Origin of the sequence: Pseudomonas sp. TWR1-1-4 (assembly GCF_049897165.1) — a bacterium.
Taxonomy (GTDB): domain Bacteria; phylum Pseudomonadota; class Gammaproteobacteria; order Pseudomonadales; family Pseudomonadaceae; genus Aquipseudomonas; species Aquipseudomonas canadensis.
In genome coordinates this window covers 264870-288771 of record NZ_JAFCVS010000008.1, presented here as the reverse complement: position 1 = coordinate 288771, position 23902 = coordinate 264870, and the positions used below count along the sequence as shown (strand labels likewise).

22 protein-coding genes, 1 tRNA gene and 1 pseudogene are annotated in these 23902 nt (G+C 60.5%); 14 read left to right on the top strand and 10 right to left on the bottom strand.

Features of this window, described 5'->3' with window-relative positions; genetic code table 11:
* Window positions 1-3 precede the first annotated feature (3 nt).
* The gene (locus ACP7C6_RS25845; RefSeq protein WP_426109407.1) at window positions 4-1623 is read left to right on the top strand and encodes an ABC transporter ATP-binding protein; all 1620 of its coding nucleotides are present in this window, start codon (window positions 4-6) and stop codon (window positions 1621-1623) included.
* Window positions 1624-1632: 9 nt separating this feature from the next.
* Window positions 1633-2334, top strand: coding sequence for an NAD(P)H-dependent oxidoreductase (locus tag ACP7C6_RS25840; protein WP_308908660.1), 702 nt, complete (start codon window positions 1633-1635; stop codon window positions 2332-2334).
* A gap of 130 nt (window positions 2335-2464) precedes the next feature.
* Here ACP7C6_RS25840 and ACP7C6_RS25835 read toward each other — a convergent pair whose 3' ends face one another.
* Entirely contained in the window at window positions 2465-3535 is a 1071-nt protein-coding gene (locus ACP7C6_RS25835; RefSeq protein ID WP_426109406.1) for a 3-deoxy-7-phosphoheptulonate synthase, read from the bottom strand.
* Window positions 3536-4148: 613 nt separating this feature from the next.
* Here ACP7C6_RS25835 and ACP7C6_RS25830 point away from each other — a divergent pair.
* The 8 genes and pseudogenes from ACP7C6_RS25830 (at window position 4149) to ACP7C6_RS25795 (ending at window position 9640) form a co-directional block, all read left to right on the top strand.
* A complete protein-coding gene (locus ACP7C6_RS25830) occupies window positions 4149-4898 on the top strand; it encodes a carbon-nitrogen hydrolase family protein (protein ID WP_426109405.1) in 750 nt (249 codons plus the stop codon).
* A 1-nt stretch (window position 4899) separates the two neighbouring features.
* Window positions 4900-5331, top strand: a complete 432-nt coding sequence (locus ACP7C6_RS25825; protein ID WP_426109404.1) for a GNAT family N-acetyltransferase — start codon at window positions 4900-4902, stop codon at window positions 5329-5331.
* 134 nt (window positions 5332-5465) lie between these two features.
* A pseudogene (locus tag ACP7C6_RS25820) lies at window positions 5466-5836 on the top strand (helix-turn-helix domain-containing protein).
* A 151-nt stretch (window positions 5837-5987) separates the two neighbouring features.
* Window positions 5988-6629, top strand: coding sequence for a response regulator transcription factor GacA (gacA, locus tag ACP7C6_RS25815; protein WP_016977368.1), 642 nt, complete (start codon window positions 5988-5990; stop codon window positions 6627-6629).
* Between the two features lies 1 nt (window position 6630).
* Entirely contained in the window at window positions 6631-8454 is a 1824-nt protein-coding gene (gene uvrC, locus ACP7C6_RS25810) for an excinuclease ABC subunit UvrC (protein ID WP_122684278.1), read from the top strand.
* A gap of 32 nt (window positions 8455-8486) precedes the next feature.
* Window positions 8487-9047: a CDP-diacylglycerol--glycerol-3-phosphate 3-phosphatidyltransferase gene (gene pgsA / locus ACP7C6_RS25805; protein WP_003232771.1), complete on the top strand. Its 561-nt coding sequence runs from the start codon at window positions 8487-8489 to the stop codon at window positions 9045-9047.
* Between the two features lie 63 nt (window positions 9048-9110).
* Window positions 9111-9186: transfer RNA gene (locus ACP7C6_RS25800), tRNA-Gly, on the top strand.
* Window positions 9187-9352: 166 nt separating this feature from the next.
* The gene (locus ACP7C6_RS25795) at window positions 9353-9640 is read left to right on the top strand and encodes a hypothetical protein (protein ID WP_376713299.1); all 288 of its coding nucleotides are present in this window, start codon (window positions 9353-9355) and stop codon (window positions 9638-9640) included.
* Between the two features lie 407 nt (window positions 9641-10047).
* Here the strand turns inward: ACP7C6_RS25795 and ACP7C6_RS25790 are convergent, their stop codons facing one another.
* Window positions 10048-10824 (bottom strand): hypothetical protein, encoded by a 777-nt coding sequence (locus ACP7C6_RS25790; protein ID WP_311895591.1) that lies wholly within the window; start codon window positions 10822-10824, stop codon window positions 10048-10050.
* 140 nt (window positions 10825-10964) lie between these two features.
* On the opposite strand from ACP7C6_RS25790, the gene ACP7C6_RS25785 reads away from it, so the two are divergent.
* Window positions 10965-11636: a TetR/AcrR family transcriptional regulator gene (locus ACP7C6_RS25785; RefSeq protein ID WP_068933995.1), complete on the top strand. Its 672-nt coding sequence runs from the start codon at window positions 10965-10967 to the stop codon at window positions 11634-11636.
* Here ACP7C6_RS25785 and ACP7C6_RS25780 read toward each other — a convergent pair.
* On the bottom strand, window positions 11633-13669 hold the full coding sequence (locus ACP7C6_RS25780) for an FAD-dependent oxidoreductase (RefSeq protein ID WP_426109403.1): 2037 nt from the start codon (window positions 13667-13669) through the stop codon (window positions 11633-11635). The two genes, ACP7C6_RS25785 and ACP7C6_RS25780, sit on opposite strands and share 4 nt — an antisense overlap.
* Window positions 13670-13825: 156 nt before the next feature.
* On the opposite strand from ACP7C6_RS25780, the gene ACP7C6_RS25775 reads away from it, so the two are divergent.
* Entirely contained in the window at window positions 13826-14758 is a 933-nt protein-coding gene (locus tag ACP7C6_RS25775; RefSeq protein WP_426109402.1) for a glycine betaine ABC transporter substrate-binding protein, read from the top strand.
* Window positions 14759-14798: 40 nt separating this feature from the next.
* Here ACP7C6_RS25775 and ACP7C6_RS25770 read toward each other — a convergent pair whose 3' ends face one another.
* The 6 genes from ACP7C6_RS25770 to ACP7C6_RS25745 form a co-directional block, all read right to left on the bottom strand.
* Window positions 14799-15128, bottom strand: a complete 330-nt coding sequence (locus ACP7C6_RS25770; protein ID WP_311895592.1) for a hypothetical protein — start codon at window positions 15126-15128, stop codon at window positions 14799-14801.
* 220 nt (window positions 15129-15348) lie between these two features.
* Window positions 15349-16410 carry an ATP-binding protein gene (locus ACP7C6_RS25765; protein WP_068933988.1) on the bottom strand — a complete coding sequence of 354 codons (1062 nt, stop codon included), beginning with the start codon at window positions 16408-16410 and terminating at the stop codon, window positions 15349-15351.
* Window positions 16407-17156, bottom strand: coding sequence for a response regulator (locus ACP7C6_RS25760; protein WP_068933986.1), 750 nt, complete (start codon window positions 17154-17156; stop codon window positions 16407-16409). The genes ACP7C6_RS25765 and ACP7C6_RS25760 overlap by 4 nt, the downstream gene beginning before the upstream one ends.
* Before the next feature lie 64 nt (window positions 17157-17220).
* On the bottom strand, window positions 17221-18006 hold the full coding sequence (flgG, locus tag ACP7C6_RS25755) for a flagellar basal-body rod protein FlgG (protein WP_068933984.1): 786 nt from the start codon (window positions 18004-18006) through the stop codon (window positions 17221-17223).
* 70 nt (window positions 18007-18076) lie between these two features.
* Window positions 18077-19234, bottom strand: a complete 1158-nt coding sequence (locus ACP7C6_RS25750) for a serine hydrolase domain-containing protein (protein WP_426109401.1) — start codon at window positions 19232-19234, stop codon at window positions 18077-18079.
* Between the two features lie 110 nt (window positions 19235-19344).
* On the bottom strand, window positions 19345-19800 hold the full coding sequence (locus tag ACP7C6_RS25745; RefSeq protein ID WP_068933981.1) for a GNAT family N-acetyltransferase: 456 nt from the start codon (window positions 19798-19800) through the stop codon (window positions 19345-19347).
* Between the two features lie 259 nt (window positions 19801-20059).
* Here ACP7C6_RS25745 and gabP point away from each other — a divergent pair, with 259 nt between their 5' ends.
* Together gabP and ACP7C6_RS25735 are read left to right on the top strand one after the other, a co-directional pair.
* A complete protein-coding gene (gene gabP, locus ACP7C6_RS25740) occupies window positions 20060-21469 on the top strand; it encodes a GABA permease (RefSeq protein WP_426109400.1) in 1410 nt (469 codons plus the stop codon).
* Entirely contained in the window at window positions 21466-22542 is a 1077-nt protein-coding gene (locus ACP7C6_RS25735) for a GlxA family transcriptional regulator (RefSeq protein WP_016978374.1), read from the top strand. The genes gabP and ACP7C6_RS25735 overlap by 4 nt, the downstream gene beginning before the upstream one ends.
* A gap of 2 nt (window positions 22543-22544) precedes the next feature.
* On the opposite strand, the gene ACP7C6_RS25730 is transcribed toward ACP7C6_RS25735, so the two are convergent.
* A complete protein-coding gene (locus ACP7C6_RS25730; RefSeq protein WP_426109399.1) occupies window positions 22545-23888 on the bottom strand; it encodes a c-type cytochrome in 1344 nt (447 codons plus the stop codon).
* Window positions 23889-23902 lie beyond the last annotated feature (14 nt).

Sequence of the window (23902 nt, the reverse complement as noted above, 5' to 3'; positions counted from 1 at the left end):
AGGATGGACAAGCCATTGCTGGAAATCCGCAACCTGCAGATCGAAGGGCATTACGAAGACGCCTGGCACCCGCTGATCAAGGGCATCGACCTGACCTTGCAACGCGGTGAAGTGCTGGGTTTGATCGGCGAGTCGGGGGCGGGCAAATCCACCCTGGGGCTGGCGGCGATGGGGTATGCGCGGGACGGTTGCCGCATCATTGGCGGCTCGGTGTGTTTTGATGGCATCCAATTGCTGCAGGCCAAGCCCGAGGCGCTGCGCAAGCTGCGTGGCCTGCGCATTGCCTATGTAGCGCAGAGCGCGGCGGCGTCGTTCAACCCGGCGCATCGCCTGATCGATCAGCATGTGGAAACGGCGGTGATCAACGGCGGTATCGATCGCGCCCAGGCCGAGCGTGAGGCGGTGGAGTTGTATCGCGTGCTGCGCCTGCCCAACCCGGAAACCATTGGCCAGCGTTATCCTCATCAAGTCTCCGGCGGGCAGTTGCAGCGTGTCATGACCGCGATGGCCATGGCTTGCCACCCGGACCTGATCATCTTTGACGAGCCCACCACGGCCCTCGACGTGACCACCCAGATAGAAGTGCTGGCGGCGATCCGCGATGCGGTGAAAACCTACGGCAGTGCCGCACTGTACATCAGCCACGACCTGGCGGTGGTGGCGCAGATGGCCGACCGTATCATGGTGCTGCGCCACGGTAAGTTGGTAGAAGAGGCCGACACCCGCAGCATGCTCAGCCAGCCGCAGCAGGACTACACCAAATCCCTGTGGGCGGTGCGCAGTTTTCGCACCGAACCCAAGGCTTGCCCGACGCAGGATCGACCGCTGTTGGAGGTGCGCCAAGTGAGCGCCAGTTACGGTCATCAACCGGTGCTGCATGACGTGTCGATGAAGCTCTATCGCGGCCAGACCCTGGCGGTGATCGGCGAGTCGGGCAGTGGCAAGAGCTCCACGGCGCGGTTGATTACCGGACTGTTGGCGGCCACGGCGGGGCAGGTCCTGTACGACGGCGAGGTGTTGCCGGTGGATTTTCGGCGACGAACCAAGGAGCAATTGCGGCGCATCCAGATGATCTACCAGATCCCCGACACCGCGCTGAACCCGCGTCAGCGCATCGTCGATATCATCGGCCGGCCGCTGACGTTTTACCTGGGCCTGAAGGGCAGGGCGATGCGCGCCCGCGTTGCCGAGTTGCTGGAGATGATCGAACTGGACCCGGCGGTGTTCATGGAGCGCCAACCGAGGGAATTGTCCGGCGGCCAGAAGCAGCGTATCTGCATTGCCCGCGCCTTGGCAGCCGACCCGCAACTGATCATCTGTGATGAAGTCACATCGGCCCTCGATCAACTGGTGGCCGAGGGCGTGCTGAAGTTGCTCAACCGCCTCCAGCAGCAACTGGGTGTGGGCTACCTGTTTATCACCCATGACGTCGCCACCGTGCGCGCCATCGCCGACGAAGTGGTGGTGATGCAGCGGGGCAGGGTGGTGGACCAGGGCACTCGCAGCGCGATTTTTACCCCGCCGTACCAGGACTACACCGGCCTGCTGTTTTCATCGGAGCCCGAGATGGACCCCGACTGGCTCGATCATTTGCTGGCCCAACGGGCGGCGCACACCGTTTGAGGAGTTTGTATGAAGGTTTTGATTGTTCACGCGCACCCCGAGCCGCAGTCATTCACCGCTGCCTTGCGCGATCAGGCGGTGGCCACGCTGGAAGGCCAGGGGCATGAGGTAAAGGTCAGCGATTTGTACGCCATGCAGTGGAACCCGGTGGCGTCGGCGGCGGACTTTTCATCGCGGGAAAATCCCGAGTACCTGGTGTATGCCCTGGAGCAGCGGCTGGGGGTGAAGAAGCAGTCGATCGCCGCGGATATCCAGGGCGAGTTGGACAAGCTGTTGTGGGCAGATCTGCTGATCCTCAACTTTCCGATCTTCTGGTTCTCCGCACCGGCCATGCTCAAGGGCTGGATTGACCGGGTGCTGGTGTCGGGCGTGTGTTACGGCGGCAAGCGCTTTTACGATCAAGGCGGCCTGGCGGGCAAGCGGGCGATGGTCACGGTGACCCTGGGCGGGCGCGAGCATATGTTTGGCGAGGGCGCGATTCATGGACCGCTGGAGGACATGTTGCGGCCAATTCTGCGCGGGACGTTGGCGTATGTAGGGTATGACGTGCTGGCGCCGTTTGTGGCATGGCATGTGCCGTACATCAGCGCCGAGGCACGGCAGGATTTCCTGGTGGAGTATGCGCAACGGCTGCAAGGGCTGGCGGATGAGCAGCCCTTGGTGTTTCCGAAGCTTGAGCAGTTTGATGAGGCGCTGTACCCAATTCCCTGAGCTGAATACAGTTCAAATGTGGAGCGGGCTTGCTCGCGAAAGCGGTGGATCAGCCAGTACATTTGGCACTGATAGACCCCATTCGCGAGCAAGCCCGCTCCCACATTTTGATCTTCACATGCCTGATGATTTAGCGTTGTTTCCGCAATCTTTCGGCGGCACTGCGCAGCAGTTGCTCGGTGCCATCCCAACCCAGGCAACCATCGGTCACTGACACGCCGTACTTCATCGACGCACTCAACGGCTGGCAGCCTTCGAACAGGTGGCTTTCGAGCATCATGCCGATCAGCGAGGTGTCGCCCTGCAACCGCTGTTCCAGCACCTCGTTGAACACCGCCGGTTGGCGCAATGGGTCTTTGCCGCTGTTGGCGTGGCTGCAATCGACCATGATCCGCGCCGCTACCTTGGACTTGGCCAGGTCGTGCTTCACCTGCGCCACGCTTTGCGCATCGTAGTTCGGCCCACGGTGCCCGCCGCGCAGCACCAAGTGCGTGTCGGGGTTGCCTGGGGTCTGGATGATCGCCGGGTGGCCCTGGCTGTCGACGCCGAAGTGACGGTGCGGGTGGGATGCCGAGCGCATCGCGTCACAGGCAATCGCGACGCCGCCGTCGGTGCCGTTCTTGAAGCCCACGGGCATGCCCAGGCCGCTGGCCATTTCGCGGTGGATCTGCGATTCGGTGGTGCGCGCGCCAATCGCGACCCAACTGAGCAGGTCATCGAAGTAGCCGGCTGCCATAGGTTGCAGCAGCTCAGTGGCGACCGGCAGGCCGAGGCGCAGCATTTCGCGCATCAGTTCGCGGGACAGGGTGAGGCCGGCGGCCATGTCATCGCTGCCGTCCAAATGAGGATCGTAGGCCAGGCCTTTCCAGCCGATGGTGGTGCGCGGTTTTTCGACGTAGGCGCGGATCACCAGCAGCATCTGGTCGCTGACTTCCAGCGCGAGTTTCTTCAGGTTGCGTGCGTATTCCATGGCCGACTCAGGGTCGTGAATCGAGCACGGGCCGACAATCACCAGCAAGCGCGAATCTTCGCCATTGAGGATGGCGCGCACGGCTTGGCGATGGGCGTGGACTTGTTCGTTGAGGAACGGGCTGAGAGGCAGTTGGTGCTTGAGCTCAAGGGAGCTGGGCAGGCGCTGGGTCAGGGCTTCATTGGCGCTGGTCAGTGCAGAAATCGGCAGAGCGGCGGTGGCAGAATTCATGTTCAAGGCTTCCTGGGCAAGCGGCGGGCTGTTCCCGCGCGCTCTGCCCTACTGGGGTGTTCGACAATTGGCCGTATTGGCTACATGTGTTGGCTTGCCACCAAGAGGTGACCGATCGGAGGCGGCAGGCTGTCCCGAGCGGAGCTGGCTAAATCGCCATGCAGTGGAAGTGTCGTAGCGGTAATAGGTGGCGTAGTTCATGTCGTGTGTCCTTTAAGTGTTCTTCAAAAAGTTTTAGAGGCTGAAAAAACAAAACCCCCGGTCGGGGAGCCGACCGGGGGTTAGATTTCTCTGGTAGGCGACCCCTTGAGTAGTGGGCGCCGATTTCAGGTATCAGGCGCGCCAGTGGCTAAACCAATACCCAAAATAAAAGCTGACCAGTGCGCTCGAACCGTTCACACGGGTAGCCGACACCGAGCGCGGGGCGCTGGCAGCAGAGCAAACCTGAGTGTGGGTGAGTTGCAACATGGTGTGTCTCCAAATGATGGGAAGAGCTTACTCGACGCGCACGGGTGGTTTCAATCAGAAATTTCTATCGTCGTGGGGGACTTACGGCTATGGGAGAGTGCCGATATGCTGGTCACACTCTGACAATGATTGCTGGAACGCGACCATGACCGCCTTGACCATTGCTGCTGCACAATCCGTTTCTATCGCGGGCAATCTGCCGGCCAATATTGAGCGGCACCTGGTGTTCATGCGTGCGGCGGCCAAGCAGGGTGTGCAGTTGCTGGTGTTTCCAGAGCTTTCGTTGACAGGTTATGAACCGTCCCTGGCGGCCGGGTTAGCGATTGAGCCAGGCGACAGGGTCTTGAAGCCGCTGCGCGAAATGGCGCAGGAGCTGCGGTTGACGGCGGTAGTGGGCATGCCCATCCGCCTGGCGCCTGGCTTGGGCGTGTTGATCGGCGCACTGGTGCTAGGGGTGGATGGCTCGCTGGCGATCTACACCAAACAGCACCTGCACCCTGGCGAAGAGGTTGCGTTTGTCCCAGGGCAAGGCGGTTCGGCCTTGGAGTGGGGGGATGATCGGATAGCTTTGGCGGTATGCGCGGACTTCTCCCATGCCAGCCATCCACGTCGGGCGGCTGAGGCGGGTGCTACGATTTATGCCGCTGGTGTGCTGATCAGCGAGGGCGGCTACGCGACTGATAGCACATTGCTCCAAGGCTATGCGGCCGAACATGGGCTGCTGGTGTTGATGGCCAACCATGGTGGTCCATCCGGTGGTTATGTCTGCGCTGGTCGCAGCGCTATCTGGGCGGCTGATGGCGGTTTAGTCGCCGCCGCCTCCGGTGTCGGCGACTCGCTGGTGATTGCCCGTCGTGAGGGTGGGCAGTGGGCTGGGCAAGTGGTGGCTGTCTAACATGGCGTTCCAACTGCGCGCGGCAACTGATCGGGACCTGCCATTCGCCAGAATCCTGACCTTCGAGGCCATGAGCCGCTACTACCAGCAATACGACCTGATGTGGTCCAACGATGGCTTCGACGTCGCTTGGGGCGGCCGTGAAAACTGGCTGATCTGCAATGACGATGTCGTGATGGGCTTTGTCAGCCTGAGCCGCGATAGCCGCGCGCTCTATATTCGCGAGCTGCACATGCTCCAGGCCTGCCGCGGACTTGGCGCAGGCAGTTGGGTGTTGGAGCAGATGGCGTCCAAGGCGCAGGCGTTGGGTCTGTTGCGTTTGACCGTATTCAAGACCAATCCGGCCAGGAGGCTTTATCAGCGCAGGGGCTTGAGCATTGTCGGTGAGGAGGATTGCTTCTGGCGCATGGAACGTGCCTGCCCATCCAGCTAATTTCTGTGGCCCATTCCAATCAGCGCATATTGGTCAAGGAGGCGACCTTCCTACGTCGTTTCAACGTCATGTTCATGGGCGTACGCTGGAACTAACTACCTTTATGAGTGTGAAAAATTTGGAAAGGCATTCAAATGAGTGGAATAGGCTCGCGCTTGAGGCAAGAAAGAGAACGGCTTGGCCTGTCGCAAAGGGTTTTTGGTGAAATAGGTGGTGTTGAAGCCAATGCACAAGTGAAATACGAACGTGGGGGACGGGCACCTAGGGCGGACTACTTGTCTCTTGTGGCGCAAACTAGGTGTGGATGTGTTGTACGTGTTGACGGGTACGGCAACCCCGATTCAATTGGAAAGTCTGAGCCAGATCGAAGAGAAAGTCCTGGCGGACTGGCGCGCCATGTTCAAGGAGGACCAAGACGCTATCCGCCGTTTGACCTCGACCCTGGCCGAGCATTCTTTCTTTTGCGCATAATGGAAAAACCAAGCCGCAGCCCCAGGATTCCTGACCCGCTGCCCAGTAAATAGAGCCGTCCACTTCTCGGTGGGCGGCTACTGTGTGTTCAAACACTATATATATGACGCTTGCAGCTAGGTCTGCGCCTTGGTTTTTTGCTAAGGTGTTCAGCAACCTATAAGACCATATCGCGAGGTGTCTGCTTGATTAGGGTGCTAGTAGTCGATGACCATGATCTCGTTCGTACAGGCATTACACGAATGCTGGCTGACATCGATGGCCTGCAAGTAGTCGGCCAGGCCGAGTCCGGGGAAGAGTCCCTGATCAAGGCTCGGGAGTTGAAACCCGATGTGGTGCTGATGGACGTCAAGATGCCCGGTATAGGCGGTCTTGGTGCCACGACCAAATTGTTGCGCAGCCATCCGGACATCAAAGTCGTGGTGGTCACTGTGTGTGAAGAAGACCCGTTCCCGACGCGCTTGTTGCAGGCAGGGGCGGCGGGTTACCTGACCAAGGGCGCAGGCCTGGCGGAGATGGTGCAAGCCATTCGCCTGGTGTTTGCCGGCCAGCGTTACATCAGCCCGCAGATTGCCCAGCAATTGGCCATCAAATCCTTCCAGCCCGTCAGCGACTCACCGTTCGATGCGCTGTCGGAGCGGGAAATCCAGATTGCCTTGATGATCGTCGGCTGCCAGAAGGTGCAGAGCATCTCTGACAAACTGTGCCTGTCGCCCAAGACCGTCAACACCTACCGTTATCGCATTTTCGAGAAGCTCGCCATCAGCAGTGATGTTGAATTGACCCTGCTCGCGGTGCGCCACGGCATGGTGGACGCCAGCGCCTGACATGACCACGCCGTTTGATCCCAGTGCCTTTCTCTCGACCTGCAGCGGCCGCCCCGGCGTGTACCGCATGTTCGACAGCGAGGCGCGCCTGCTGTATGTCGGCAAAGCCAAGAACCTGAAGAACCGTCTGGCGAGCTACTTTCGCAAGACCGGTCTCGCGCCGAAAACCGCTGCGCTGGTGGCGCGTATCGCTCAGGTCGAAACCACCATCACCGCCAATGAGACCGAAGCGCTGCTGCTTGAGCAGACGCTGATCAAGGAGTGGCGGCCGCCCTACAACATCCTGCTGCGAGACGATAAATCCTACCCCTATGTGTTTTTATCCGACGGCAACTTCCCGCGGCTGAGCATTCACCGTGGCGCGAAGAAGCAGAAGGGCAAGTATTTCGGACCCTATCCCAGTGCGGGCGCGATCCGCGAGAGCCTGAGCCTGCTGCAAAAGACATTTTTTGTGCGCCAGTGCGAAGACAGTTTCTACAAGAACCGCACACGGCCTTGCCTGCAATACCAGATCAAGCGTTGCAAGGCGCCTTGTGTGGGCCTGGTCGAACCGGCGGAGTACGCCGAGGATGTGCGCCATTCGGTGATGTTCCTTGAAGGCCGCAGCAATGCCTTGACCGATGAGCTCTCCGGCGCCATGGAGCAGGCCGCCAGCACCCTGGACTTCGAGCGCGCCGCCGAGCTGCGTGACCAGATTTCGCTGCTGCGCCGCGTGCAGGACCAGCAGAGCATGGAGGGCGGCACCGGCGACGTCGACGTGATTGCGGCCTTCGTCAACCCGGGCGGCGCCTGTGTGCACCTGATCAGCGTGCGTGGCGGGCGGGTGTTGGGCAGCAAGAACTTCTTCCCGCAGACAGGTATAGATGAGGAAGTGGCCGAAGTCATGGCAGCTTTCCTTGGCCAGTACTACGTCAGCAGTCCCGAACGCGATTTGCCGTCGGAGCTGATCGTCAACGTGGTGCATGAAGATTTCCCCACGCTGATCGAGGCGATCCACGAACTGCGCGGCCGCGAGTTGGATATCAGCCACCGTGTACGCGGCACCCGCGCGCGCTGGCAACAATTGGCCGTGACCAATGCCGAACAGGCTCTGGGTGCGCGCCTGGCCAATCGACAGCACGTCGCCGCGCGCTTCGATGCCCTGGCCGAAGTCCTCAACCTGGACGAGCCGCCGCAGCGCCTGGAGTGCTATGACATCAGCCACTCCAGCGGCGAAGCCACCGTGGCGTCCTGTGTGGTGTTCGGGCCGGAAGGGCCGATCAAATCCGATTATCGGCGCTATAACATCGAAGGCGTCACCGCCGGCGATGACTATGCCGCCATGCACCAGGCCCTGACACGACGCTTCAGCAAACTGAAGGACGGCGAGGGCAAACTGCCGGATATCCTGTTGGTGGACGGCGGCAAGGGGCAGTTGTCCATGGCCCGCGACGTGCTCAACGAGCTGGCGGTGCCGGATCTGATCCTGCTCGGCGTGGCCAAGGGCGCCACGCGCAAGGCCGGTTTCGAGACGTTGTACTTGAATGATGCCGCCCATGAGTTCACCTTGAAGGGCGACTCACCTGCGCTGCACCTGATCCAACAGATCCGTGACGAAGCCCACCGTTTCGCCATTACCGGCCACCGTGCCCGGCGTGGCAAAACCCGACGAACCTCAACCCTGGAAGGGATTGCGGGGGTCGGGCCGACACGACGACGCGACTTGCTTAAACATTTTGGTGGCTTGCAAGAGCTATCCCGTGCCAGCATTGACGAAATAGCCAAAGCACCCGGTATCAGTAAAAAGCTCGCTGAGTTGATTTATGCGAATCTGCACAGCGAATAGAATGCCTTTCCACCTCGTAGCCAGTTGTGCCGATGAATATCCCTAATCTGATCACCGTTCTACGCGTCCTGCTTATCCCGATTTTCATTCTGTTGTTCTATTTGCCGTACGAATGGAGCTATGCGGCCTCCAGCTCCGTGTTCGCCTTCGCGGCCGCCACCGACTGGCTCGACGGCTATCTGGCCCGTCGCCTGGAGCAGAGCACGCCGTTCGGCGCGTTCCTGGACCCGGTGGCCGACAAGCTCATGGTGGCCGTCGCGTTGGTTCTACTGGTGCAAGAACACGGCAACCTGTGGCTGACCTTGCCAGCCGCCGTGATCATCGGTCGCGAGATCGTCGTCTCGGCCCTGCGTGAATGGATGGCCGAAATCGGCGCCCGCGCTCACGTAGCCGTGTCCAACATGGGCAAGTGGAAAACCGCCGCGCAAATGCTTGCGCTGGTTATCCTGCTGGCCAACCCGTCGGACTTCTCCTTCTGGGTCCTGACTGGCTACGCCTTGCTGCTGATCGCCGCTGGCCTGACCTTGTGGTCCATGCTCCAGTATTTACGCGCTGCCTGGCCGCATCTGCGCACTACCGTTGAAAAGAAATAAAACTTTTTTGAATCAAAGGGTTGACGGGTTCCGATAATTCTATAGAATGCGCATCACCAAGACGCGGGAATAGCTCAGTTGGTAGAGCACGACCTTGCCAAGGTCGGGGTCGCGAGTTCGAGTCTCGTTTCCCGCTCCAAACACAAAGAAAAAGCCACTCTAACGAGTGGCTTTTTTTTGCCCGGAATTTAAGGACCACGGCTATTTTGAAAGCCAGTTAAAGATTGATAGCATATAGCCACTTTAATTGAGTGGCCCCAATGTCTCGTTCTCATCACCTTAAAGTCACGCTGGGCCTCGTTTTGATGCTGTCGAGCACGATCAGCCTGGCGGCCAATACGCCTTGCTCAGGTCGCAAGGGTGGAATTGTGGGCTGTGACGGTGACATTTTTCTGTGCAATGACGGCTCCATTAGTGCATCGAAAAAAAGCTGCCAAGCCTACATTGGCAATCGCCAGGCGCGGCCTGCGTTGCAGGCATTGCCGGGCCGTGCGGATAGCTGCGGCTGCGGCAGTGGTGCTTACTGCACTGGCCCGCGAGGTGGGGTTTATTGCCTTACACCTTCCGGGCAGAAAAGTTACAGGCGCCGTTGACATTACTACCCGCGCTCACCTTCATCATGCTGCCCTGGCATGCCATTGACCCCAGTCCGGATAGCCTGGAAACCGATGTCGACGGGCAGTTGAATCACGCAGGCAATTCGTCCGCAATGCTATTGCATGGATCGGTCGAGGGCAGCTTTCGGGTTACTCGCAATGCTCGGCGCAAGATGACGGCGCGACATCTATGTCAGACATACCCCGTCGAATGCGCATAAGGTCCTGATACGCCTCAGTGCGTTTTGCTTCGGGGCTGTCGTTCGCCTTGCCATGACCAACCGCCGCACCACCGACGGCCTCAATAGCGTATAGGTAGTGTTCTGGCAGCACCCAACCGTGGCGCTGCTTATGGTGCCTGTCGCGGTGTTCGACCTCTGCTACATCAGATCCGAGCGTGTACATCAAGCCGCAGGCCTGACCCGAAAAGCCAGGAATACCGGCCCCCCTGGAAACGTGCTGACCTCCAGTTCATCCAGCGGGTTGAGGGTGCGTGTACGGTTTCCGGCATTGCTGTACAGCGTATGGCTGCTCGATCCGGCGATGTTGATCTTGCCGGCTGCCGCCTGGATCAACGTGGCCCTGAAGCCTTCAGTCACGTCGTCACCCACTGTCAGCGTAACGTCCGTGTTGCTGATGACCAGGATCGACTTACCTGAATCCGCCATGGTCAGGGCTCTGCTGCCGGTGATCGATATATTGGTGTGCACATGGCCCCCGGCGTGATAGCTGACCATCCGGGGATCGGCAAAGACGCGGGCGAACGCTCCGACATAGTTGACGCTGGCGCGCATGTCATCGAACTGTTCCACCACGTAGGTGCCAATGCTGCCGGTATCCGCTGCGTCGGCATCCAGCGCCCATTTGCGGCCTACCAACAGCCCGATCTGGGTGTTGGCGCGTACGCCCGCCCGCACCTCTTCCAGAAACAGCGTACCGACTTGGCCACCCCCATTGCCTTGGGCATAGGTGAGGCGTGCAATGGAGTGGCTGTCACCGGTCGGGCTGCCTTGGGCGGTATTGACGCGATAGTCGACACAATCCGCCGAGACGATGGTGGTTGTGGTGTCGGCGTCAGGCGCCCAAGTGAAATCCAGGGCTCGGCCGTTTTTGGCCTGTTCGAATGTGGTGGTGGGGTGCGAGGTGGTAGTAGAACCTGACTGCTTCAAATCGTCGCTCATGATGCTCATCCCGAAGTTATTTGACTGTACATAAATACAGTAGTTGGGATTTTTTCTTCGTGCGCTTTAGCCGACGAACTGCACTCGTGGATGGGGGCGTGTAGAGTGACCGGCAATTCCCAGGTAAAGGTGACCCAAGGATGTCGCAACCCGCAAAACCGCGAGGCAAGAACCAGGACACAGGCTGGCGCGGCTCGGTCGATGTGTGGCTGGACGCCGCCTACGCGGCCCTGAAAGAGTCCGGTATCGACGCCGTGCGCGTGATGCCCCTGGCCAAGCAGCTTGGCTTGTCACGCACCAGTTTCTATTGGTTTTTCGAAGATCGGGAGCAACTGCTTGCTGCGTTGTTGACCCGATGGCGCGACAAGAACACCGGCAACCTTGTGCACCAGTGCGACCGCTATGCCGAGAGTATTTCCGAAGCCATTCTCAACGTCTTCGAATGCTGGCTGAACCCGGAGCTGTTCGACTCACAATTCGAATTTGCCGTACGCAGTTGGGCGATGCAATCGGCGGAAGTCGCGGCAGAAATCGCGCAGGCTGACGACACCCGCATCAATGCCCTGACCGGGATGTTCCGACGTTTTGGCTACGATGAAGAGGCGGCTGATGTGCGTGCCCGGACCATCTACCTGACGCAGATCGGCTATATCTCGATGAACACCACCGAGGAGGTGGTGGTGCGGTTCCGGCGTATTCCCCAGTATGTCAGCGTGTTCACCGGCAAGGCCTTGAAGCGGCGTGAACTGGACCGCTTCTATGGGGCGTTTGGCTATGCCGAAACCACACCGGGGGTGTTTGAGCGTTTTTAGAGGTCCTTGACCAACCGCAACGCATCGTAGATCGCCGCATGGGTATTGCGTGCGGCCACTGCATCGCCGATCCGGAACAATTGGAAGCAACCTTCAGGGTTGGTCACGATGTTCTGCGCGTTCCCTGCAATCAAATCCTGCTGCTCAACCGCGCCGCCATTACTGGAATGCTTGCGCAAGTCGAAGTACAGGTCATCCAGGGGAATCGTGCCATGGTTGACCACCACCTGGTCGACCACCCGTTGCTTGTGCACCGCGCCGTAGTCACTGCCAAAGCGGGCGAGCAAGCGACCGTCGCGTTTCTCCACCGACTCGACCCGATAGGTCACGGTAAAGGTCACATCCAGGTCCTGCAGGCTGCGCATGTAGGGCACCAGGTTCATGGCCATGACTTCCGGGGCGAACGCACGGTCCGGGGTGACGATTTCGACGCTGGCGCCACTTTGCGCAATCACCTCGGCGGCTTGCAGCGCGGCATGGTCGCCGGCATCGTCGAAGATCAACACATGGCGCCCCGGTTTGACGTCGCCGGAAATAATGTCCCAGGTCGACACCACCCATTCATTGCCCTGAGCCAGCACCTCTGTGTGCGGCATGCCGCCGGTAGCGACGATCACCACGTCCGGCTCATGGGCCAGCACCGTCTCGGCTTCGGCCCAGGTGTTGAAGTGGAATTTCACGCCAAGGCGTTCGCACTGGGCCATGCGCCAGTCGATGATGCCGATCATCTCGCGACGCCGCTCACTCAGGGCGGTCAGGCGGATTTGCCCGCCGGGCCGGTCCGCCGCTTCCAGTACTGTCACATCATGCCCGCGCTCGCCGGCAACCCTGGCCGCTTCCAGCCCGGCAGGGCCCGTGCCGATGATCAGCACTTTGCGCTTCACCGCTGCCTTGGGAATGTCATGGGGCATGCTGGTTTCACGGCCGGTGGCCGCGTTGTGGATACAGTAGGCGGCGCCGCCCTGGTAGATGCGGTCCAGGCAGTAGTTGGCGCCGACGCAGGGGCGAATGTCTTCTTCACGGCGCTCGATGATCTTGCGCACGATATGCGGGTCGGTCATATGAGCGCGGGTCATGCCGACCATGTCCACCTTGCCCGACGCAATGGCGTAGCGTGCGGTGGCGACGTCCGGGATTTTCGCCGCATGGAAGGTGGGGAAGCCGGTGGACGCACGGATTTCGCCGGCGAAATCCAGGTGCGGCGAGTTGCGCATGCCCTGGATCGGAATCACGTCGGTCAGCCCAGCATCGGTATCGATATGCCCACGTACCACGTTGAGAAAGTCCACCAGCCCACTGTCCTTGAGCATGTGCGAAACCTGCAGGCCTTCGCTGGCGGTGAATCCACCCGGCACGGTTTCGTCGCCGGTGTAGCGCACGCCTAGCAGGAATTCTTCACCGACGCGCTGGCGAATGCCGCGCAGGACGTCGAAGGTAAAGCGCATGCGGTTTTCCAACGAACCACCGTAAGGGCCGTCCAGCTCGTTGGTCAGCGGTGACCAGAACTGGTCCATCAAATGGCCGTAGGCTTGCAGTTCCAGGCCATCCAACCCGGCGGCTTTCATGCGCTCGGCGGCATCGACGTAGTCCTTGATGATCCGCTCGATGTCCCAGTCTTCCATCTTCTTCGGGAAGGAGCGGTGTGACGCTTCACGACGGTGTGACGGCGAGACCACCGGCAGCCAGTCGGCCTTGTCCCAGCGTGTGCGTCGGCCCAGGTGCGTCAGCTGGATCATCACTGCGGCGCCGTGTTCGTGGCACTCATCGGTCAGGTCCTTCAACCAGCCGACCACTTCATCTTTGTACGCCAGCACATTATTGAACACCGGCGGGCTGTCCCGCGATACGGCGGCGGAGCCTGCAGTCATGGTCAAGGCCACGCCGGCCTTGGCGCGTTCGACGTGGTAGGCGCGGTACAACGTCTGCGGCATGCCGTCCACCGGATAGGCCGGTTCGTGGGCCGTGGTCATGATGCGATTGCGCAGGGTCAGGTGCTTGATTTTGTAGGGCTGCAGCAGGGGATCGCTGGACATTATTCGGTGCTCCGTAGTGGGCATCATCAGGCTCGGCGATCTGAAACTAGGATAAATGTACATGGGTGTCAATAATGCTCTACAGGCATGTACATTTTTATTGCGATGCGCTGCAGTCGTCGCTAAGATCGGCCTAATCCCTTAGGAGAACGTCTGATGAATGCTCGTGTGCACTATCGGAAAAAAGCCTGTGCCTACCTGCTAGGCCTCGCGCTGGGCGCCAGTGCGGCGGTGACCCACGCAGAGGAGATACCACCGGTCCGCATCGGTTGGGTGAACTGGTCCGACACGGAAATCACCGTCAAGCTCGCCAGTACGGCCTTGCAGGAACACCTCAAGCAACCGGTCAAGCTGGTGATGGCCGACATCGGCATCCAGTTCCAGGCGCTGGCCAACGGCAATATCGACCTGATCCCGATGGTCTGGCTGCCCAGCACTCACAAGGCGTTCTACGACAAGTACAAGGACCGGCTTGAAGACCTTGGCGTGCTGTATGAAGGGCGAATCGGCATGGCTGTACCCACTTCGGTGCCGGTGGCGGAAGTCTCCAGCGTGGAAGACCTGAACAAACCCGGGATCCGCGAGAAGTTCGACGGCAAGATCTTTACCTCCGAAGTCGGCAACGGCCAGTACAAGCTCACCGTCAAGGCGATTGAGGATTACAAGCTGAGGGGCTACAAACTGGTGGGGTCTTCGGAAAGCGGCATGCTCAACGAGCTGGACCGCAATCTCAAGCGCGACAAGTGGTCATTGGTCAACGCCTGGAGCCCGCATTGGATGTTCTCCAAATGGTCGCTGCGCTATCTGGATGATCCCAAGCAGGTTTTCGGCGGCGCGGAGCAGATCCACGCCATGGCCCGTAAAGGCTTCAGCCAGCAACACCCCGAGGTGGCGTACTTCTTTGCGCATTTCTCCATCCCTCAGGCCGACCTCGAAGCGCTGATGATGCAGGCGCGGGAGAGTACGGCAGACAAGGCGGTGGCGGCGTATTACGCGGCGAACAAGGTGCGTTTTGAGGGGATGTTCAATCCTGCGACGGTTGTGGTGAGCGGGCTTGCCCCGCGCTGGGGCGCGGAGCGGCCCCATTAGGTTTAGCGCATTCTTTCAAATAGGAACGCGGTGACAGGTTTCAGGGCTGCTTCGCAACCCAACGCGGGGCAAGCCCGCTCGCCACAGCTGCGCGCAGCGAATCGCGAACGGCATCGGTGCGCAACTGAAGTGTCATCTGCGCCTCGTCGATCACGATTTCTGCGACGATCAACACGCAGATCAGCGGCGCGGTCACGAACCAATGGCACCAGCATTGCGTCGCCAGTGACACGAAAACGCCGATGATCCACAGCGCCAGCACCCACTTTGGCGCGCGCTGTTGCAGCGGCACCCAGAACCTTTGCAGCCGTTTTAGGCGGGCCGTGTGCAGTCGCAGCGACTCTTCGAGGAGTGATAGGGAAGGGCTCATGTTCACACTCGTTAAGATATCCGGGCACGGCTGGGGACGGGATGCCCCAGCCACGACAGGTTGATACGTTCAACTTCTATCCAATGCCCGTTTCGAGGCGTTGCAACGCAGCTTTTGAACGCAATGCAAACATGCTCGGCGTTCAATAAGACAAAGCATCGATAGCGTTGGTTTTTTTTGAACATCATGGACAAGATGCACATGGCGGGGCCTGGTTTACTCAAAGGTTCCAGCTGAGTTCAAACAGCGTTCCGCCGTTTTCCATTTTTCGACACGTCACCGCGCCGCCGTGGGCAATGGCAATCGCACGCACCACCGCCAGGCCCAAGCCACTGCCACCCTGGGCGCGTGAGCGAGAGTTTTCGCCGCGTTGAAAGGCTTCGAAAAGGTGCGTTGCAAAGTCCTCATCAATGCCTGGGCCGTCGTCGCGTACCCTCAGGTAATGAACGCCATCACGCGTGCTCAGGTGCACGTTGACGTTGCCCGGTGTCGCGTGCCGACGCACGTTGTCCAGCAGGGCCAGCAAGGCCTGGCGGATACGCGCGGGATCGCAGCGCAGAATGCGGCGTTGCAGGTCCAGTTGCAGGGTAAAACCAGCAGCGGCCAGGCTCGGTTCGAACAGCCGCACATCGTCCTCAACCCCTGCGGCGAGGTCGGCCTCTTGCACGTTGATTTCGAGGTAGCCGCTGTCACCCAGACCCACCACGCGCAGGTCCTCGATCATCCGCGCCAGCCCTTCGACCTGCCCGAGCAGGCTGTAGAACTGCGCTGTGTCCGGCTCGAATACGCCCTCGGCCAAACCTTGCAGGCGCCCCCGCAAGATGGTCAGCGGCGTGCGCAGTTCGTGGGCAATCGCCGCGTTCCAGAACGCCTGCTCCTGCGCCATGCGTTTCAAACGTTGGGCCATGCTGTTGAAGTCATTCACCAAAATAGCCGCCTCACCGATGGACTCGTCGCCGGCCACGGCCTGCACATCGAGGTCGCCGTCCGCCAGTTTGCGCAGGTTTTCGGCCACCGAGTTCAAGGGCATCAGGATGCGACGGGATAACTTGGTGGCCACGAGTGCGCCCACCGCCAGGCTGACGCAGGTGGTCAAGCCCATCCACGCCCATTCGGCATTGGCCGGCATCCATTCATCGACCTGCTCGTCCGTAAGTGGCCAGTAGGTCCAGAGCAGGGCGTAGAACACATAGGAGCCGATCACCGCCAAGGCGATCACGCACAGCACCACGACCGACATGGACAAGATGATCTGGCGGCTCAAGCCATTGAATAGTTTCACGCGCCACTCCCGAACCGATAACCCACCCCGCGAATGCTCGCCGGCACGCCTTGCAGCCCGAGGTCTTCGATCTTGCGGCGCAACTTACTGATATGGCTGTCGACCGTGCGTTCCAGGCTGTCGCTCTCCGGCGAGCACAGCGACAACAATTCTGCGCGGCTGAACACGCGTTTCGGCGCTCGGGCCAACTGCGCCAGCAATCTGAACTCGGTGACGGTCAGCAGCAGCGGCAACGTGTTGCCTTCGATGTTCACCGTGACCTGATGGCTTTCGATATCGATTTCAAACCCATCCACGCGCAACACGCTGGCGCCGACACCGGATTTGTAGTTGACGGAGCGCCGCAGAACCGCCTGGGTACGTGCCACCACCTCGGCCGGGTTGAATGGCTTGACGATGTAGTCATCGGCACCGATACGCAAACCCATCAACTTGTCCATGTCCTGGTCCTGCGCGGTCAGCATGATCACTGGAGTGTTGCCGCGATGGCGCACTTCGGCCAGGACTTGCCAGCCATCGACATGGGGCATCAGCACATCCAGCAGCATCAGGTCTGGCTTGAGGCTCAGGTGCAGTTCCAGCGCGTGCCGGCCATCAAGGGCGTGGGCGGTGCGAAAGCCGCTGCGCTTGAGATAGGCGATCAGGATATCCGCAATCTCGGGCTCGTCTTCCGCGATCAGCACCAAGGCCTGGTTCTCTCGGATGCTGTTGGGCCGGGGTGTTGATGCAACGGGGTAATCGTTCATAGTCTGCTCGGTGAATAGGCCTTGTCGTGATTGCCGCTCCATGGCCCACGCTGTCATGTGTTGATCATAGCTTCTGGGTGAGTGCGCCCAACATCTGGTTGGCGGTGGCAATCACTTTGGAATTCATCTCATAGGCCCGTTGCGTGGTGATCATGTTGACCATCTCTTCAACGGTACTCACGTTCGAAGTCTCCAGGGAGCGTTGCAACGTGGTGCCAAAGCCGTTGAGCCCCGGCGTGCCGACTTGGGGCGCTCCACTGGACGCGGTTTCCAGGAACAGGTTGTTGCCGATTGCCTGCAAACCCGCCGGGTTGATGAAGTCGGCGGTCTGCAGGTTGCCGATGACTTGCGTCGCGGGGTTGCCGGCCACAGTGATGGACACCGTGCCGTCCTGGCCGACGGTGAAGGTCTTGGCGTTGTCCGGCACCACAACGGCCGGCTCCAGGGCGAACCCGCTGGCGGTGACCACCTGGCCATTGGCGTTCAGATGAAAGGTGCCGTCACGGGTATAGCCGAGGGTGCCGTCCGGTTGCAGCACCTGGAAAAACCCCCGGCCATTCACGGCCAGGTCCAGCGGTTGCCCGGTGGTCTGCAGGCTGCCGGCGCTGAAGTTCTTCTGGGTGCCGACGATCTGCACGCCGGTGCCGAGTTGCAGGCCCGACGGCAACGCACTGTCTTGCGTCGATTGCGCGCCCGGCTGGCGCTTGATTTGATAGAGCAAATCCTGGAACTCGGCACGATCGCGTTTGAAACCGGTGGTCGAGACGTTCGCCAGGTTATTGGAAATGGTCGTCAGCTGGGTGTCCTGGGCCGACAAGCCGGTTTTTGCGACGTACAGGGCTGGAATCATTGGGCTCTCCGCGCGACCCGTTCGATGGGGCACTGTGATGAACCTGATTGTGCACAGCCAACGTGCGCATTCATGGGAGGTTTTGTGGAGGAATGATGGAGAGGGACGTTTTTTTCCGGCCATGCTCATTTAGGCCAGGCTCGATCAAACCCGCCACGTCACGCCCGATGACTTCCGGGTAGCTGTGCTCGGCATCCAGGTTGGTCAGTACCACCACCGTCAGCCTGTCGTCGAGGTAGCGCGCGATAGACGAGGTAAAGCCTTGCCAGGAGCCGCCGTGCTCGACCACGGGGTGCCCGTTGATCGTGCGAATTTCCCAACCGAAACCATAGCCTTGCGCACGCTGTTTGCCGGCGTAGCGGTAGGGCGTCCACATTTTTCTCAATGAGGCTTTTTTCAGCAGAGTTTCATCGTAAAGGGCACGGTCCCAGCGCTCTAGGTCGCGCACGCTGAAGTAGAGCGTGCCGTCTGCGGTGGCGTTGAACGTCGGCGAGACCCATTCCTGGTTCCTCAACACACCGTCCACCTTTTCGTAACCCGAGACACGGTTGGGCACAAGGTCGAGGTCTGAGATGACGCGCGACGAGGTCATGCCCAACGGTGTGAAAATACGTTGCTGGAGAAACTCGCCATAGGGCTGCCCGCTGACGCGATGGATCAGGATGCCGAGCAATACGAAGTTGGTGTTTTCGTACGCCCAGCCTTCGCCCGCCTTGAAGTTGATCGGCAGTTTGGCAATGGCCGCCGTCAGTTGGGCGTCGGTAAAGTCCTGGCGGATATCCAGCGGTGCGCCGGGTTTTTGCAGCGCAGGCGTGTCATAGGCCGACAGCCCGGACGTGTGGGACAGCAGGTTGGCTACTGTAATTGGCGCCCAACTGGCCGGCGCTTCGGGAAAATACTGCCGGATGCTGTCATCCAGGCCAACCCTGCCTTGTTCCACCAGCATCATGACGGCCGTTGCGGTAAAGGACTTGCCCACCGAGCCGGATTGCAAAACGCTGTCCGCGCTCATGGGCACGTTGAGTTCCACATTCGCCAGTCCATAGCCTTTGGCGAATACGGTGTGGCCGTTTCGATACACACCGAGGGCAAGCCCCGGCAACTGCTGTCGGGCCATTTGCGAGGTTACATAACGGTCGATGGCCGAAAGCTGTTCGGCCGTGAGCGGCGTTGCAATCGCCGTGGGCGCCGACATCAGCAGGAGGCTAGTCGCAAGAATTCGGAGCATGCAGACCTCTAAAACGTTGTCGCTGTTTTGGGAGGCGCCAGTATGCACAAGGGGGGTGGAGTTTTACGGGAGGTTCGATGGAGAGGGCGTGGAGCCGATGGGGAACGCAATCACAGGGGGTGGATGAATTTCACATACACCTGCTCAGCGTCGTGGTCGTCCAGGTTGTCGATCTGCCCGCTCGGCACGAATCCAGCCTTTGCAAACAGCGCCTGGGCTGCGGTGTTTGACGCATTGGTCGAAGCAAACAGCTTGGGCGTCTTGCATGCCGCCTGCGCCGCCGCCAGCAACCGCAGCGCCACACCTTGACGCTGATGCGCCGGCGACACGACGACCAGCGCCACAAAGCCATGATCGAAAAAGTCATGGGTCAGCACCAGGTAACCGGCGCATCGGCCAGCGGTGTCGACGGCAACCAGGCATTGTTGGCGAACCACGGCATCATGGATGAACACGCGGCGATGGGTGTGGGCGGTTGCGTAGGTGTCCAGTTGGATCAGGGCACGCACGTCGTCGGGTGTGGCTTGGCGAATGGGATCTTTCGCGTAGTTGCTGTCGTTAGGCATTGCAAGCGTCCTGCCAATGTTGGAGTACTGCTTTGACAGAGCCTACTCCATGGGTTGCTGACCTGGAAACACCATTCCTTTCCAACGTTGCCTTCTGGTTTTTGCCCAGCCTAATGTCGATATCAGACCAACTCCCGCCGCTCCCAGGCTATTTTTGATGAACTCAGGCCGCGTAAGGTGACCCATCATTAAGAAATGATGATCGCCTGACTCTTCAGTCAGTACACCTTGACGTCGATCACCGAGAACAACAAAAACAATGAATAGCCTGAATTCCAACGATTCCAACGGCCAGTTGGCGCAAGGCTTCAAGCCGCGTCATGTGACCATGCTTTCCATTGCAGGCATTATCGGCGCGGGGTTGTTTGTCGGTTCCGGGCATGCGATTGCGGCGGCGGGGCCGGCGGTGCTGCTGGCTTATCTGTTCTCTGGCACGCTGGTGGTGCTGGTCATGCGCATGCTCGGGGAGATGGCGGTGGCCAACCCCGATACCGGGTCTTTCTCGACCTATGCCGACCAGGCCATCGGGCGCTGGGCCGGCTTCACCATCGGTTGGTTGTACTGGTGGTTCTGGGTGCTGGTGATCCCCATCGAGGCCCTGGCCGCCGGGCATATTCTCAACCAGTGGTTCCCGCAGATCGACGCTTGGCTGTTTGCCTTGTTGTCGATCTTTTTGTTGGTGGTCACCAATCTGTTCAGCGTGTCCAAGTACGGCGAGTTCGAGTTCTGGTTCGCCATGGCCAAGGTGATCGCGATCATCGGCTTCATCGGCTTGGGCTTTGCGGTGCTGATGGGTTGGATTCCCGAGCGCGAGGTCAGTGGGTTGAGCCGGTTGATGGAGGAACACGGCGGTTTCGCGTCCAACGGACTGTCGGCGGTGGTTGGGGCCTTTATCACCATCATGTTCAGTTTTATCGGCACCGAGGCGGTCACCATCGCGGCGGCTGAGTCCAGTAACCCGGCGCAGAACATCGCCCGGGCCACGCGCTCGGTGATGTGGCGCATTGGTGTGTTCTACCTGTTGTCGATCTTCGTGGTGATTTCCGTAGTGCCGTGGAATGACCCGTTGCTCGCCTCGGTAGGCTCTTATCAGCGCGCGCTGGAGCTGATGAACATTCCCCACGCCAAGCTGCTGGTTGATGGGGTGGTGTTGATCGCTGTGGCCAGTTGCATGAACTCCTCCATCTACATTGCCTCGCGCATGCTGTTTTCCCTGGGCAAGCGCGGGGATGCCCCCACGTTGATGAAGAAGACCTCGGCGGCCAGCGTGCCGAGGGCCGCGGTGATTGCCAGCACCATCCTGGGCGCAGGCGTGACCCTGTTCAGTTACTTCGCGCCGGCCGGGTTGTTCCAGTTTCTGCTGGCCAGTTCGGGCGCCATTGCCTTGCTGGTGTACCTGGTGATCGCCGTGTCGCAGTTGCGCATGCGCAAGATCCTGCGCCAGCGCAACGTCACGCTGACTTTCCAGATGTGGCTGTTTCCCTGGCTGACCTGGCTGGTCATTGCGTTCATCTGTGCCGCATTGACGGTGATGCTGGTCACGCCTGAACACCGTTTTGAAGTGTCATCGACCATCGGCCTGGCCCTGATGATTTCCCTGGTCGGCTTGCTCACCGCGCGGCAGCCCGAACGCACGCAAAAACCAGTGGCCGCAGCCTCACCGCCATGAGTGGCCGCCCCGTAAGCAGCATCGTGTTCTTGCTGCTGGACCAGTTCACCCTGATGTCACTGGCCTCGGCGGTCGAGCCCTTGCGCATGGCCAACCAGCTCTCGGGCCAGGAACTCTACAAATGGCACACCGCGAGCCCGGACGGCAATCCCGTGTGGGCCAGTGACGGCGTGCCCATCACGCCGGACGGTTCGATTCTCAGCGTGCCGTCCGCCGACATTGTGATTGTCTGCGGTGGCATCGGCATCCAGGGCACCGTGACGGGTGAGCTGGTCAAGTGGTTGCGCAGCCAGGCGCGTTACGCCAAGCGACTGGGCGGTATCTGTACCGGTAGCTTTGTGTTGGCGCGCGCCGGTTTGCTGGATGGCTATGAATGCAGCGTGCACTGGGAATGGTTGGCGGCCATGCAGGAGGCGTTTCCACGGGTGACGGTCAGTTCCAGCCTGTTCAGCCTCGACCGCGACCGTCTCACCAGCTCGGGCGGCACGGCGCCTCTGGACATGATGTTGCACCTGATCGGCCGTGATCACGGGCATGAGCTGTCGGCGGCCATCTCCGACATGTTTGTGTACGAGCGTATCCGCAACGAGCAGGACCATCAGCGCGTGCCACTCAAGCACATGCTCGGCACCCAGCAGCCCAAGCTGCAGGAAATCGTCGCGTTGATGGAGGCCAACCTGGAGGAACCGATCAACCTGGATGAGCTGGCTGCGTATGTCGCGTTGTCGCGTCGCCAGCTTGAGCGCATGTTCCAGAAATACCTGCACTGTTCGCCATCGCGCTACTACCTCAGGCTGCGGCTGATCCGGGCGCGGCAGTTGCTCAAGCAGACGCCCATTTCCATCGTGGAACTGGCCGTGCTCTGCGGCTTTGTGTCCACGCCGCACTTCTCCAAGTGCTACCGCGAATACTTCGGTGTGCCGCCCAGCGACGAGCGCTCCGTCACCGACAGCGAGCGATCCATCGTGCTCAAGCCGGTGATGCATGCGTTGCCTACGCCCGCGCCCATGAACGTATTGGAGCAGGCGCGGGGAGAGGCAACGTTTGCCAGCGTGAAAAACCTGAAGCCCTGAACTCAGCGCATGTGCAGGATGATCGGGCTGCTGCTCGCCGGGTCAGTGTGCCCGCGCAACTTGCCCACCGCTTTGGCATCCACCGTGCCACCGTTATTGCCCCAGGTGCTGCGCACGTAAGTCAGTACATCGGCGATTTCCGCGTCGGACAATTGCTCACGGAAGGCCGGCATACGGTAGGCATCCGGCACGCCGGCCGCTACCACGCGTTGCGAGCCGTTGAGGGTGATGTTGATCGCCGAGGCGCTTTCTTTCGCCAGTGCTGACGTGGCGCCGGCCAGGGGCGGCATCCACTCGGGCTGGCCCTTGCCGTCGAGACCATGGCAAGAGGCGCAACGGGTGGCGTAAGTGTGGGCGCCGGGGGCGTCTTGAACCGCCGCCACCGCCTGATACTGCCAGGGTGCGCCGTCGCGCTGCGGGTCGCCGGGCAATGACTTGAGATAGCGGGCGATGGCCGCCAGGTCCTCGTCCTGCATGAACTGCGTGGAGTTGTTGAAAGCCTCGGTCATCGAACCGTAGACCACCGCATGGGCGTTGCGTCCGGTCTTGAGGAACTGCACGATCTGCGGCTCAGTCCAGCGGCCCAATCCGGTGTTGGGGTCCTGGCGCAGACTCGGCGCATACCAGCCGTCGAGCAGCGCGCCGGCAAGGAACGGCGCGCCGGATTCATCCAGGGCTTTTTCATTGAAGGCCAGGCCGCGGGGCGTGTGGCAACTGCCGCAGTGGCCGGGGCCTTGGACGATGTAGGCACCACGGTTCCACAGGGCGTCCTGATTGGGCTTGGCCGCGTAAGTCGCGGTGGGCGCGAACACGCCGTTCCACAGGGCGATGGGCCAGCGCATGTTCAGCGGCCAGGGAATATCACTGGGAATATTCGGTTGGTTGGCCGGTTTTATGCCCTGCATGAAAAACGCGTACAGCGCTTTGATGTCGTCATCGTTGAGTTTCACGTAGGACGGGTAGGGCATGGCCGGGTACAACCGGCGGCCGCCGGGTGCTACGCCATGGCGCACCGCACGGTCGAAATCGGCCAGGCTGTAAGTGCCGATGCCTGTCTGTTTGTCCGGTGTGATGTTGGTGGCGTGGATCGCCCCCAGCGGTGTAGCCATTTCCAGGCCCCCCGCGAACGGCGCCTTGCCCGCCAGACTGTGGCAGGCCACGCAATCGCTGAGGCGGGCGACATACTCGCCACGGCTGACCAAGGCGGGCTCGAAGCGGGCTCCGGCCTGTTCCTGTTCGAACGGCGTAGCCGGTTCACGGGTGACGTACCAGGCCAGCAGGCCTGCGGCGACCAGGCAGGGCAGCGCCAGCCAGCCTGCGGTTCTTGCGAATCGACGGTTGTTCATGGGCGTTTCCTGAA